Annotated in this window: 15 protein-coding genes, 1 tRNA gene and 2 pseudogenes; 2 read left to right on the forward strand and 16 right to left on the reverse strand. The window is 36.5% G+C overall.

Features of this window, described 5'->3' with window-relative positions:
- Window positions 1–53 precede the first annotated feature (53 nt).
- The 9 genes from AAGD84_RS04675 to rpsD all read right to left on the reverse strand — a co-directional run bounded on the left by AAGD84_RS04675 (window position 54) and on the right by rpsD (window position 5,222).
- On the reverse strand, window positions 54–1,172 hold the full coding sequence (locus tag AAGD84_RS04675; protein WP_264723332.1) for an FtsW/RodA/SpoVE family cell cycle protein: 1,119 nt from the start codon (window positions 1,170–1,172) through the stop codon (window positions 54–56).
- The gene (gene ubiE / locus AAGD84_RS04680; RefSeq protein WP_341817872.1) at window positions 1,169–1,885 is read right to left on the reverse strand and encodes a bifunctional demethylmenaquinone methyltransferase/2-methoxy-6-polyprenyl-1,4-benzoquinol methylase UbiE; all 717 of its coding nucleotides are present in this window, start codon (window positions 1,883–1,885) and stop codon (window positions 1,169–1,171) included. The genes AAGD84_RS04675 and ubiE overlap by 4 nt, the downstream gene beginning before the upstream one ends.
- Window positions 1,886–1,938: 53 nt before the next feature.
- Complete coding sequence (lipA, locus tag AAGD84_RS04685; protein WP_010082514.1) at window positions 1,939–2,802, reverse strand: lipoyl synthase; 864 nt, start codon at window positions 2,800–2,802, stop codon at window positions 1,939–1,941.
- Window positions 2,795–3,109, reverse strand: a complete 315-nt coding sequence (gene rpmB, locus AAGD84_RS04690) for a 50S ribosomal protein L28 (protein ID WP_006279619.1) — start codon at window positions 3,107–3,109, stop codon at window positions 2,795–2,797. Before rpmB ends, lipA begins: the two co-directional genes overlap by 8 nt.
- A 37-nt stretch (window positions 3,110–3,146) precedes the next feature.
- The gene (locus AAGD84_RS04695; protein WP_010082513.1) at window positions 3,147–3,488 is read right to left on the reverse strand and encodes a DUF721 domain-containing protein; all 342 of its coding nucleotides are present in this window, start codon (window positions 3,486–3,488) and stop codon (window positions 3,147–3,149) included.
- A gap of 7 nt (window positions 3,489–3,495) precedes the next feature.
- A complete protein-coding gene (locus tag AAGD84_RS04700; RefSeq protein ID WP_341817873.1) occupies window positions 3,496–3,933 on the reverse strand; it encodes a hypothetical protein in 438 nt (145 codons plus the stop codon).
- Window positions 3,934–4,280: 347 nt separating this feature from the next.
- Window positions 4,281–4,481 carry a Fe-S cluster assembly protein IscX gene (iscX, locus tag AAGD84_RS04705; RefSeq protein ID WP_007552114.1) on the reverse strand — a complete coding sequence of 67 codons (201 nt, stop codon included), beginning with the start codon at window positions 4,479–4,481 and terminating at the stop codon, window positions 4,281–4,283.
- Between the two features lie 30 nt (window positions 4,482–4,511).
- A tRNA-Leu gene (locus AAGD84_RS04710) sits at window positions 4,512–4,598 on the reverse strand.
- 9 nt (window positions 4,599–4,607) lie between these two features.
- A complete protein-coding gene (gene rpsD, locus AAGD84_RS04715) occupies window positions 4,608–5,222 on the reverse strand; it encodes a 30S ribosomal protein S4 (RefSeq protein ID WP_341817875.1) in 615 nt (204 codons plus the stop codon).
- Between the two features lie 113 nt (window positions 5,223–5,335).
- Here rpsD and tkt point away from each other — a divergent pair, with 113 nt between their 5' ends.
- On the forward strand, window positions 5,336–7,378 hold the full coding sequence (gene tkt, locus AAGD84_RS04720; protein ID WP_341817877.1) for a transketolase: 2,043 nt from the start codon (window positions 5,336–5,338) through the stop codon (window positions 7,376–7,378).
- Window positions 7,379–7,618: 240 nt separating this feature from the next.
- On the opposite strand, the gene AAGD84_RS04725 is transcribed toward tkt, so the two are convergent.
- Entirely contained in the window at window positions 7,619–8,272 is a 654-nt protein-coding gene (locus AAGD84_RS04725; RefSeq protein WP_138264789.1) for a transposase, read from the reverse strand.
- Between the two features lie 37 nt (window positions 8,273–8,309).
- A complete protein-coding gene (locus AAGD84_RS04730) occupies window positions 8,310–8,516 on the reverse strand; it encodes a hypothetical protein (RefSeq protein ID WP_182309225.1) in 207 nt (68 codons plus the stop codon).
- Window positions 8,517–8,749: 233 nt separating this feature from the next.
- On the opposite strand from AAGD84_RS04730, the gene AAGD84_RS04735 reads away from it, so the two are divergent.
- A complete protein-coding gene (locus AAGD84_RS04735; protein ID WP_264723336.1) occupies window positions 8,750–8,977 on the forward strand; it encodes a hypothetical protein in 228 nt (75 codons plus the stop codon).
- Window positions 8,978–9,270: 293 nt separating this feature from the next.
- Here AAGD84_RS04735 and AAGD84_RS04740 read toward each other — a convergent pair whose 3' ends face one another.
- The 5 genes and pseudogenes from AAGD84_RS04740 to AAGD84_RS04755 all read right to left on the reverse strand — a co-directional run bounded on the left by AAGD84_RS04740 (window position 9,271) and on the right by AAGD84_RS04755 (window position 12,277).
- Complete coding sequence (locus tag AAGD84_RS04740) at window positions 9,271–10,461, reverse strand: ankyrin repeat domain-containing protein (RefSeq protein WP_341817878.1); 1,191 nt, start codon at window positions 10,459–10,461, stop codon at window positions 9,271–9,273.
- Window positions 10,462–10,530: 69 nt separating this feature from the next.
- Window positions 10,531–10,707 (reverse strand): annotated as a pseudogene (locus AAGD84_RS04745) (ankyrin repeat domain-containing protein); the annotation flags it as partial.
- A gap of 72 nt (window positions 10,708–10,779) precedes the next feature.
- A complete protein-coding gene (locus tag AAGD84_RS04750) occupies window positions 10,780–11,790 on the reverse strand; it encodes an ankyrin repeat domain-containing protein (protein ID WP_410541707.1) in 1,011 nt (336 codons plus the stop codon).
- A gap of 15 nt (window positions 11,791–11,805) precedes the next feature.
- Window positions 11,806–11,919, reverse strand: a pseudogene (locus AAGD84_RS07545) (ankyrin repeat domain-containing protein); the annotation flags it as partial.
- Window positions 11,882–12,277: an ankyrin repeat domain-containing protein gene (locus tag AAGD84_RS04755; protein ID WP_341817879.1), complete on the reverse strand. Its 396-nt coding sequence runs from the start codon at window positions 12,275–12,277 to the stop codon at window positions 11,882–11,884. The pseudogene AAGD84_RS07545 and the gene AAGD84_RS04755, both read right to left, overlap by 38 nt.
- Window positions 12,278–12,298 lie beyond the last annotated feature (21 nt).

The raw sequence follows: 12,298 nt of genomic DNA on the forward strand, positions 1-12,298 counted from the left end.
CTAAAGTTAAGTATATAGATTCTAGTTTCAGGGGAAAGGGAAAAGGTATGGCATTAGTCTACAGCATGTCTTCCAAGCATAACACGCTCACGAAACTTTAATGCGATAGCTTGGTTTCTACTGAAAGACAGCATTATGCCAAGTGCGATGCTCGAAGATAAAAGAGAAGAACCACCATAGCTAAGTAACGGCAGGGTTATGCCGGTGGTAGGAAAAACACTCAATGTTACCCCTATGTTTATTATGAATTGTGTGATGAATTGCATTGAGATACCGAGAATCACTAACAGATTAAATAATTCATTTTCCCTATATGCAACGTAAAGCAAGCGGGCGGAAATGATACCAAATAACATCAATGTGGCTAAGCACGTAATCAAACCAAATTCTTCTGCTAAAACAGAAAACACAAAATCTGTATGACAATCAGGAAGAGAGGCTTTTACGCTACCTTCACCAGGTCCAACTCCAGTTAATTGACCTCTTTTGAATGCTTCTAATGATTTTGTGACTTGAAAGTTATCGCGCTGCGTAAAAAAGACAAAATTGTAAATCCTTTGCTTTATATGTGGGAGGCATAAGTAAGCTATTGTAGTTCCAGTTGTGGCCATTCCTATTATGCATAGAAAGTATAAAAATGGTATACATGCAATAAACATTTGACCGATAAAAGAATATGTTAAAAGCATAGACATACTGAAATCAGGTTGCAAAAGTAACAACACAAAAACTAACAGAAATATTATGATTGATATGTGCATTTTAAACCTCATTTCGCTGGCCAAGATACTAGCTATAACAACAGAAAAAAATGGCCTTACAAACTCAGATGGTTGAACAGAAATTTTGACAATATGTAACCATCGTTTCGCACCTTTTACCTCTATACCAAGTATTATCGCAGTTGCTACTAGAATAGTAAATAAAGCGAAACCTGCGAATGAGAGGTTAAGTATAGTTCTTGTGTTGAGAAAAGAAAATGTCACCAAGGTAATTAGTGACAGGACTATATAAATTGTATGGCGCCGTATAAAATAATCCTGTGGTAGAGAAAGACGCTGCGCAATTACAGGGCTTGCTGAATAAACAAGAATGAAGCTTATAGTGAGCAAAAAAAACACTGGAAGGATGAGATAATAATCCAGCGTTCTATACCAGAGTTTAATATTCATTTTGTTCCAATGTGTAATGCCACTATTCCATAGCTCATATTATGAAACTCAACATTCTTAAAGCCTACCTCTTCAATTTCCATTTTAAAATCAGCCTGAGTTAGAAACTCTCTAATGCTCCTCACTAAATATTCATAAGAACTCTTGTCTTTAGCAACTATGCTGCCAATTTTAGGAATTACTTTAAATGAATATAAGTCATAAAGTTTGGTAAATATCTCATTTTGATAGTGCATAGGGGCAAATTCTAAGCAGATAAATTTCCCATGTGGTTTTAATACCCTGTGCGCCTCATTTAAAGCCTTCTTGCTGTCAGAAACATTTCGAATGCCAAAAGCTATTGTGCAATAATCAAATTCGGAGTCTTCAAATGGTAAACTTTCTGCACTTGCACATACCCAATCAAAATTAATTTGGTTTGAATTTATAGCTTTATCACGTCCTCTGTTTAGCATGTTTTGATTTATATCGCATACTGTAACCTTAGCACTTGGCTCTTTTCTTACTACTCTTATTGCTATATCTCCAGTTCCTCCAGCAACATCTAAAACCTTAGAGTTTTTTGTAAAATGCACACTATTTACCATCTTATCTTTCCATAATCTGTGCATTCCGAGGCTCATTATATCATTCATGGTGTCGTAGCGACTTGCCACGGAATCGAATACCTCTTTAACTAATTGTGATTTCTTCTCGATTTTTATAGTAGACATTACGTAAAAACTCCTTTATAATTAGTAAAAATTAATTTGAATTAACACAAATGTCAACGACAGGCCTTAAGCCTATTAAAATCTTCTTCAGCGTGGTATGATGACCGAGTTAGTGGGCTTGATGCAACCACTAGGAACCCTTTGGAGTAAGCGATATATTTATAATGCTCAAATTCCTCTGGGGTAACATACCTATCAAGTTTTGCATGTTTTGGAGTTGGTTGTAGATATTGACCAATTGTAATAAAATCAACCTCAGCACTGCGCAAATCGTCCATAACCTGCAGTATTTCCTCTTTTGTTTCTCCAAGACCAACCATAAGCCCTGACTTTGTGAAAACTTTAGGATTAATCTGCTTTACCATCTTCAGCAAATATAGTGAATGAAAATAGCGAGCTCGTGGTCTTATTTTTGCATACAATCTCGGCACTGTTTCAATATTGTGGTTATAGACATCAGGTGATGCAACAGCAATTGCTTCAAATGCTCCTTTCTTATTTAAAAAATCAGGAGTTAAAATCTCTATTGTTGTTTCTGAAGTTATCTTTCTAATTTCTTCTATGCACTGTATAAACTGATTTGCGCCACCATCTGGTAAATCATCACGATCAACAGAAGTAATGACAACATGTTTTAAGTTTAACTTTTTTATTGCTTTTGCTAAATTTTCTGGTTCATGAGGGTCTAGTTTATCAGGAATGCCAGTTGCAACGTTGCAAAATGCACAAGCACGAGTGCAAACAGAACCGAGAATCATCACAGTAGCATGACGTTTATTCCAACATTCACCAATGTTTGGACATGCAGCCTCTTCGCACACTGTATGCAAGTTATGCAGTTTAACGATGTTTAAGGTTTCATTGAATACTTCACCGGTCGGAGCTTTTGCTCTGAGCCATTGAGGTTTGCTATGCATCTGAAACTGCTAACTCTACCTCTTGCTTTACTAAAACTTTTTTCAACCTTCTTTTTATCTTCTGCGCTTTCTCACTTAGTTTAATCGTTCTTGTGTTGAGCAAAAAAGCATCTAAATCACCTTTGTAATCTATAGTTCTCAAAGTTCTTGTTGCCACACGAAATCTAAACTTTTTATTCAATATATCACTCGTCAACGTAACTTTATGTAAGTTTAAAAGAAAGGTACGCTTTGTTTTACGATTCGAATGTGATACCTTATTACCAAAAGATTTTTTTCTATTTGTTAATTCACAAACTCTACTCACTTCAATATACCAAATTATTCTATGTACTTAGATTACCTTATATAGTCAAATAGTCAATACTCTCTTGCTTAATTTTTATACCATATACTGCTTTATAACCAAAAAATATCGTAATTTTTTCTATTATAAGAGAAATCATATGCTGAATTTCCAATGCTTTGCTGCCATTTGTTACTACCAGATGCAACACACCCGAATTTATATTCTGTGCATATGAGATCTTTTTCGGTTTTGTACACTCTGCTATTTCTTTCCCTACTATATTTCGCCAGTTTAAAATAAGACGTATTTCATTTTTACTAATCTTATTTTTCATGCATTTTAATGCATAGTTTTCAATTATAGACTTTAATTTTTTTGGACCGCTACGTTTGAGCATTTTTCTGCTATGAACCAGATTCTTCCATGGTTACAACATAGTGTGATGGATATTGTTTATAAGTTCCAGTAACTGTGTCAATCACAAAACCAGGCAACCACAGTAGGTTTAATAAAACAACCTTATTAAAACTTTCACCTACCATCACATTTAATTGTTTATAACCTGCTTTTTTACAATCAACAAACAGTGACCATGAACCTCGCTGAATAACCACTACCCCAGGGTTAGATGTAATAGAATGGCTCATTCCAGATGGGTCATGTACGACGCATCTAACTTTTTCTATCAAGTCACCATTATCATCTACTACTTTCATTTGAATTGCTTGTGTAGAACCGGAAAACATTGTTGCAAAACAACCGGTTAGTAACACAGTTATAGACAATATTAAACAAATATTTAGTAATCTAGAATGCATGCAATATTGATATAATCCAAACATAATAATCTCAAAAATCAATTTTTATCATTCTATAAATTTAATATAGAGTACAATTGTTTGTCAATCCCAGTGTTACAACTGGGATTGTAGCTGCTTTAACAACAACTCTACCCTCTGGCCTCACACCGTAAAAGCAGTATTTTTATGCAAAACTTATCTCAACGTAGCACTTGCCAAGATCGTTCCATTTACCAAATTTTGTGCTGTCATCTTTGCCTCATAATTAACCTTATAGCTGTTTTAATTGTAATTAGTTAAATTATTATTAACTTGCCAGGCTAGATCCAAAAAATAGCATAATCAATATGCAAATTGTAATAGAAATCACGTTTGCGTATGGTTTATTGCTATGCGGTTAATCTTTCCTCAATCCAAGCTGCTTGAATAGCTTCGAGTATTTTTTCGTTACAGCGTTTTTCATCATCATCAAATTCCTCTAAACTCAAGACCTTTTTTTTAAGCTCAGTGAATCTGATACTAATTATATTCTCATTTGGAAATTTTTCCTCCAGAGCTTCCACAATATCTTCTATATCAAGCCATTTCATACTTTTTTGTATTTATCTGCTAAGTTAAATTGGTGCCCATGGGGAGACTTGAACTCCCAAGGTCGCAAAACCCACGGATTTTAAGTCCGCTGCGTCTACCGATTCCGCCACACGGGCTTTTTTTATCTATCTAGAGTAAAACTCTACTACTAAATTGACTTCCATGTCTGCTGAATAAGGAACCTCAGAATATTGAGGTGACCTCAAATACTTCACTGAATGCTCTTTACTATCTGCTTCTAAATAATCCGGAGCCTTGCGCTCTTGTTTTTGTTCAACCTCTACTACTACAGGGATTTTTGCTGCCCTTTCTCTTATTTTTATTATATCACCTGGCTTCACTCGATAACTCGATATGTTAACCACCTTATCATTAACTGTAACGTGCTTGTGAGATATGAGCTGCTTTGCTGAGTAAATTGTTGGAACAAGACCAGAGTGGTATAAAACAGAACTTAATCTCGATTCTAAGATACCGATAAAATTATCAGCCGTATAACCCTTTCTGTTATAAGCATCTAAAAATGTACGTCTGAGCTGCTTACTTGAAATCGCATAGTAAAACTTAAATTTCTTATGCGCAGCAAACTGCTTACCAAAGTCGGATAACTTCTTGAATCCAAGAATACCATGTTGACCTGGAGGGTATTTCCTTTTGTTTACTGGGTCTTTAGCTCTACCCCATAAATTTACACCAAGTCTACGGCTAATCCTATACTTTCTAGTGATAACAGTTGTCATATAAAAACTCTCACGATTTAACTTTAGATTATTAAGGATTTTAGCACTCAGTGTCAACTTGTTTTTGCTGATATAATCTTTTATACTTCATTTTTAAGTTTTTCTATTAACACATGAATCATTCACATTTAAAATCTATGGCAAACGCCATCCGTTTTTTATCAATTGATGCAGTACAAAAAGCAAACTCTGGACACCCAGGTATGCCACTTGGCATGGCAGATGTTGCAACTGTTTTGTTTGCTAAATATCTGAATCATAATCCTGATGATTCTAAATGGTTCAATAGAGATCGCTTTGTTTTATCAAACGGTCATGGGTCAATGTTACTATACTCAATATTATATTTGACAGGTTATATTAGCATAGATGAGCTAAAAAACTTCAGACAAATGGGATCCAAGACCCCAGGTCATCCAGAGTTCGGCTTGACTTCCGGGGTAGAGGCAACAACAGGCCCGCTCGGTCAGGGGTTTGCCGCTGCTGTTGGCATGGCACTTGCTGAATCAATCCTTAAAAAGCAATTCAGAATCAATCACTACACTTACGTGATGCTAGGGGATGGCTGTCTTATGGAAGGAATAAGCCATGAAGCAGCATCACTTGCTGGGCATCTTAAATTGAATAAGCTTATAGCTCTTTTTGATGATAATGATATTTCTATAGATGGCGCTACTTGCCTTTCCTGCTCTGATGATGTAGAGAAACGCTTCTTAGCGTATGGATGGAATGTTGACAAAATTGATGGCCATGATTTTGATGCCATATCCCTTGCAATAGAGCAAGCAAAAAAGTCTGATAAACCTACAATGATCTGCTGCAAAACTATTATCGGAAAATGTTCAAGCCGTGCTGGCACATCCTCTGTTCACAGTGGTGCTTTTTCGGAGGAAGACATCAAACAGATGAGAGAGAAATTAAACTGGAATTATGAACCATTTCATGTACCAGAAGATGTGAAAAACGCCTGGATGAAAACTGTTGAGAGAGCAAAACAAAATTACACGATGTCATTCCAGCGCGTGACCAGGAAAGAAGAAAAAGAATGGATCCCAGTGTCAAGCACTGGGATGACAAAAAGTGGAGCTGGGGTAACAGGATATCATGTAGAACTTCAAAGACGGTTAGATAAACATCTACCAGACAATATCGCTGGTGTTTTAGCTGACCTGAAGAAACAAATATGTGAGCTAATGCCAAACGAAGCTACTCGATCTTCTTTTGGTAGGGTAATGGAACTTTTAACACAACATATGCCGGAATTAATCGGCGGTTCTGCTGATCTTACCGGGTCAAATTGCACTAAATATAAGCACATGCAGGTAATAAATAGCAATAATTATAGTGGCTCTTATGTCCACTATGGAGTGAGAGAGCACGCTATGGCAGCATGTATGAATGGTATGGCACTTCACGGCGCGATTCTTCCTTATGGCGGCACTTTTTTGGTATTTTCCGACTATTGTCGTCCTGCTATACGTCTTTCAGCTCTGATGAAGCAGCAGGTTATGTATGTCATGACTCACGACTCAATTGGAGTGGGAGAAGATGGCCCAACTCATCAGCCAATAGAGCATTTAGCCTCTTTGCGTGCTATACCAAATCTATATGTTTTTAGGCCAGCCGATGCAGTTGAAACTCTGGAGTGTGTTAGCATTGCACTCGAAAAGAAAGAATCTCCAGCACTGTTTGCGCTCTCAAGGCAAAACGTAAGTTACATGCGCAAGTTCTACTCTGATATCGATCAATCTGCTAATTTATCGAAGTTTGGTGCATATATTTTGTGTGAATGTTCAAAAGAATTAAAAGTGACGATATTTGCTACGGGGTACGAGGTTGAAATTGCAGTTGAAGCAAGGGAGAAATTGCAGGAAAAGGGTATAGGTACAAGGATTGTTTCTATGCCATGCTGGAGGCTTTTTGACGAGCAAAGCGATGAATATAAAGCGGCAATATTAAATAATGACAGCATTAAAGTTGCAATTGAAGCCGGAAGTGAAATGGGTTGGCATAAATACATAGGTTCAAACGGTATATTTATTGGCATGAAAAGCTTCGGAGAATCAGCACCTTATAAAACACTTTATGAGCATTTTAATATCAACGCTGATCATGTGGTAAAATGTGTGTGTGAGAAGTTAGGTTGCATTCAGTAAACCTCTTGCATAACCATATGAAAGCCCACTCTTCTTTGTCATTCCAGCGCGTGACGTTATTTCCATCCAAGATGGTGTCATTCCAGTGCTCCTTTTTTTGTCATCCCAGTGCGTGACACTGGGATCTAGCCTTTATTATTTGGTTGAAATTAAGTCTTCTGGATCCCAATGTCAGCTACTTTCATGACATCATCATAAAGTAAAATGAGATCCCAGATACTGTCTCTGCTGTCAAACAAATTATCCAACAAAATTACAATTAAATGGTTGATTATTTTTAAGAATACCAAAAAAGACATGCATTAATTTTCGCATTAACGCAAGAACTATGACTTTTGGACATTTGCCTTTACTTGCTAGACGCTGACAAAACTTTTGAAAATGATTATTATGGTTTTTGACTACTATAGCTGGCATATAAAGAGCTTTTCGAATACGCTCAGATCCTATTTTGCATATGCAACTTCTCTTACTTACTGACGATCCCGATTGATAATGTCCTGGATTTAGACCAGCAAAAGCTGTAAATTGTTTAGCATTGTCAAAGTTATCAACTGATGGCATTTCTGCGACAACAGCAACAGCAGTAAGATATCCTATACCTTTTATAGTCTTAAGGTTTTCCACCATATTTTTTAGATGTGGATAGTTATTTATATGCTCATTAATTTCTTTTTCGAGAACAATAATTTGCTCCTCTATTGCCAAAATTACTTTAGATATAGCTTCTTTGCAACTGGAATGCATATTTTTGTTTTCCAAGCGATTTGTCTGTTGCACCTTATCATCTTTTAGCGATTGCATGCAACGGTAAAGCTCCCTCAAATGCCTCATTTCAGGTGCAATGGGCTTCCAAAGAGCAGGTTTGTTGGCGATACAAAATCTAGCTATCATAGCTGCATCTGATTTATCTGTCTTATTTCTGAGCAGCTCACTTTTGCCAAAAGCTTTCTGGGTTTACTATACTGACATTATGTCCTAAATCGTGCATAAAAGTAGCCAAATCTTCTCCATACCAACTAGTTGCTTCAAGACATAAATGAGTAAGATTTGCTCCATGGCCATTGCACCAAACTACAAGTTTTGCAAAACCATCTTGATTATTTTGAAAGACTTTGTGTCGTTTTTTACTGTCCACTAACAAACATTAAATTTCTTTTTTGAAATATCCACACCCAAAATAGCATTTACTTGCATAAAATTGCCTCCAAGACTATAAATAAACTGAGAGTTTAGACTAACCTTGTAATACGGGATATAATTCCAAAAGATACTGTTCAGTCTTTAACTCTATGGGAGGGAAGCAAAATCTGGCTTAATGGCATTAGTGTCGCATCAGCTTCACCCTCTCTGTGAGGTATTTTAGCTCTAATGCCTCACATCATAAAGATACAAGTGTCACGCACTGGGATAACAGGAGAAGGAGGCTACTTAGAGAGGATGTCATTCCAGCACTTGACACTGGAATCCAGTTTTCCATCCAAGACGGTGTCATCCCAGTGCTTGACACTGGGATGGCTTTGTTGCATCGCTAGCTATGATGGATTAAAGATAAAAAAGATAGCGAATATCAGTAGCTTATTATTCTGGTATTTATAACAAGAACGGTCAATGAATACCTAAATTTGAGTAAAAGAAATTTCACTACCACTCACTAATCTGGCTAAAATTCAAGAATTTCAATGCTTTAGCTATTTTCAATAGAATTAAATTTATTAATATAAATAACAAATTACTATTCTTAAATTTGATCAGATTGATTGCAAAAAAACAAGATTTTCAATAGGTTGCTTATAATCCTAACTATAGTTAGCCTTTCATAAGTAGCGATGCAACAAAGCCATCCCAGTGTCAAGCACTGGGATGACACCTTTTCCGGTAGAAGATCACTATCAAATCACATTGCTCTGGTCATTATGATCACCATTATTTTGTTCAACTGATTGATCGACCCCAGGTGAAGAAGAATCATCATAAGGTTGTGTGTCAGACTTTTCTTCGTCAGACCCAAACAACCATGAAAAAAAACCACCAAAAAATGATGCAATTAATGAAAAAGGCTTCATAAGTATACTAAACAAACTACCAAAAAAAGAGCTCGGCTGTTCTTCTGTTTGTGCAGGTTCTGTGGAAGCAACAGGACCTACATCGTTGTCTTGTACATCAGTTCCTTGTTCTGCACTGGTGGTGCTGGTTTGTCCTCCCTTATTTTGTGTAGATCCAGTAGGTTGACTACCGTTGCTTACACCAGTTCCTTGTTCTGCACTGGTGGTGCTGGTTTTTTCCCCTTCTTTGCTATTATCTGATTGTAGTTCAGTATCATCACCTACTCGTTTTTCTTCCTCTTGACCCCCTTCACTATCTGTCGATGATCCACCCGCTGAACCATCATCAGATTTTTCTGCTGGTTGCAATAGAGTTTTTATTCCTTCATCAGTGGCTAATTTGAAAGGAGTATTTCCATCTTCATTTTCTATATTAACATCTGCTCCTTTTTTTATTAAGAATTTTACTGTTTCCGCAGAGGCGTTTGCTGGACGATCTGCATAACCCATAAACACTTTATTTTTTGTAGCAAAATGTAAAGGAGTCCATAGATCGTTATCTTGTATATTAACATTCGCTCCTTTTTCTAATAAAAGTTCTGCTATATCCGTATAACCTTCTCTAGCAGCCCAATGCAAAAGAGTATGTCCATATGAATCTACTGCATCAGCATTTGCTCCCTTGTTTAATAAAGCTTTAACTATATCTTTATGGCTACTATTGTAATTATATTCCATCATACTCTGAAGAAGTGATTCCATTACTGTATCAACCTTTGCTCCATTATTTAATAAAACTTCAGTTGCATCTTTATGACCATAGAAAGCAGCTTCAAATAAAGGAACCCTTCCATCTTTATCTGCTATATTAACATCTGCCCCTGTTTGTATTAGAGCTCTTACTATTTCTACATTGCCCTTTCTAGCAGCAAAATGTAAAAGAGTTTTTCCATCGTTGTCTATTGAATTAACGTTTACTTTTTTACTTAATAGACTTTGAACTTCCTCATAATTATCACTTTTAACGGCTGAATACAAAGCTTCGATGTCCTTTTGCGTTTCTTCTAGAATTTTTACTATATGTTGCCTGCCTTGTTGAGAGGCAAGATTTAAAGGAGTGCTGCGAGTATTATCTAGTGGAGTAACATAAATTCCTTTTGCTTCTAATAGAACTGTTACTATTTGCTGATTGTAACTTTTAGCAGCTTCATGTAAAGGAGTCTTTCCATCTTTATCTACTGCATTAACGTTGATTCCTTCTACTTTTAATAGAGCTTCTATTATGCTTGTATCGAGTGGTTGCGTTTTGTTGGCTTCGTCAACAGCAACATGTAAAAGAGCGCGTCCAGTTTCAGACTATGCATTAACATCTGCTTTGCTATCAATTAAAAGCGAGACCATATCTTTGTTTCCTTTGGCAATAGCATGCCGTAAAGGAGTAAATCTGTTTCCATCTAAAGCATTAACATCTGCTCCTTCACTTATTAGACGCTTTAATCCATCAATATCACCTCTTTCAACAGCCTCAAATAAAGCAGCATTTTGTGGAACTTGGCTTTCTTCTTCATCATTTTGCAATACTGGATTAACATCATCAGTTTTTTCTGCGTTTTGCAATAGAGTTTTTATTTCTTCTGCCTTAGCTAAATTTAAGGGAGTTTTTTCATTTTTATCTTTTATATTAACATCTGCCCCTTTATCCAATAGAGCTTGCACCGCCTGCTGATAACCACTTTCAGCAGCAAAGTGTAAAGGAGTCTTTCCATCTTGATCTGTTGCATTAACATCGATCCCTTTTACTTGCAGTAGGGCTTCTACTACCTCTTTATGGCCCCATACAGCAGCCAAATGTAAAGGAGTCTTTTGCGACCAATCTGTTGCATTAACATTGATCCCTTTTACTTGCAGTAGGGCGTCTACTACATCTTTATGGCCCTTTTCAGCAGCCAAATGTAAAGGAGCCCTATCTCCATCTTGTGCATTAACATCGATTTCTTTTGCTCCCAGTAGAGCGTTCAATACATTTATGTCTATATTGCCCTTTTTAAGAACCAAATGTAAAGGAGTTTCGCCATATTCATCTTGTGCATTAACGTTGATTCCTTCTGCTCCCAGTAGAGCGTTCAATACATTTATATCTATGTTGTCCTTTTTAAGAACAGAATGTAAAGGAGTATCTTTCTTGTTATTTGGTAAATTAACATTGATTCCATCTTTTCCCAATAGGGCTTCTACTACCTCTTTATGGTTCTTTACAGCAGCTAAATGTAAAGGAGTTTCTTGCAACCAATCTGTTGCATTAACATTGATCCCATTTACTTTCAGTAGGGCTTCTACTACCTCTTTATGGCTCTCTACAGCAGCCAAATGTAAAGGAGTCTTTTGCGACCAATCTGTTGCATTAACATTGATTCCATTTACTTTCAGTAGAGCGTCTACTACCTCTTTATGGCCATTTTTAGCAGCCCAATGTAAAGGAGTCTTTGTTATCTTGATCTTTTACATTAACCTTTGCTCCTTCACTTATTAGACTGTTTACTTCCTGAATATTACCGCTTTTAGCAACCTCAAGTAATTTAGCTGTGCTTTGTAATAGAGTTTTTATTTCTTCGTCAGTAGTTAAAACTAAGGGAGTGTTTTCTTCTTCATCTTCTGCATTAACATTTGCCCCTTTGTCCAATAGAGCTTCTACTACCTCTTTATGGCCCCATACAGCAGCAATATGTAAAGGAGTCTCTCCTTTATCATTTTCTACCTTAACATCTGCTCCTTCACTTATTAGACGGTTTACTGCATCAATATCACCTCTTTCAACAGCCTTAAAAAAATTATCTCTACTTTGTGAACTACTCATCCTACACCTCTTTGTAAAACT

Source organism: Wolbachia endosymbiont (group A) of Andrena fulva (assembly GCF_964026815.1).
GTDB lineage: Bacteria > Pseudomonadota > Alphaproteobacteria > Rickettsiales > Anaplasmataceae > Wolbachia > Wolbachia pipientis.

Excerpts from the sequence above, each read along its gene's own strand:
- AAGD84_RS04675 (WP_264723332.1), bottom strand. The coding sequence starts at position 1,172 with ATGAATATTAAACTCTGGTATAGAACGCTGGATTATTATCTCATCCTT.
- ubiE (WP_341817872.1), bottom strand. The coding sequence starts at position 1,885 with ATGTCTACTATAAAAATCGAGAAGAAATCACAATTAGTTAAAGAGGTA.
- lipA (WP_010082514.1), bottom strand. The coding sequence starts at position 2,802 with ATGCATAGCAAACCTCAATGGCTCAGAGCAAAAGCTCCGACCGGTGAA.
- AAGD84_RS04695 (WP_010082513.1), bottom strand. The coding sequence starts at position 3,488 with ATGCTCAAACGTAGCGGTCCAAAAAAATTAAAGTCTATAATTGAAAAC.
- AAGD84_RS04700 (WP_341817873.1), bottom strand. The coding sequence starts at position 3,933 with ATGTTTGGATTATATCAATATTGCATGCATTCTAGATTACTAAATATT.
- iscX (WP_007552114.1), bottom strand. The coding sequence starts at position 4,481 with ATGAAATGGCTTGATATAGAAGATATTGTGGAAGCTCTGGAGGAAAAA.
- rpsD (WP_341817875.1), bottom strand. The coding sequence starts at position 5,222 with ATGACAACTGTTATCACTAGAAAGTATAGGATTAGCCGTAGACTTGGT.
- tkt (WP_341817877.1), top strand. The coding sequence starts at position 5,336 with ATGAATCATTCACATTTAAAATCTATGGCAAACGCCATCCGTTTTTTA.
- AAGD84_RS04725 (WP_138264789.1), bottom strand. The coding sequence starts at position 8,272 with ATGATAGCTAGATTTTGTATCGCCAACAAACCTGCTCTTTGGAAGCCC.
- AAGD84_RS04735 (WP_264723336.1), top strand. The coding sequence starts at position 8,750 with ATGCCTCACATCATAAAGATACAAGTGTCACGCACTGGGATAACAGGA.
- AAGD84_RS04755 (WP_341817879.1), bottom strand. The coding sequence starts at position 12,277 with ATGAGTAGTTCACAAAGTAGAGATAATTTTTTTAAGGCTGTTGAAAGA.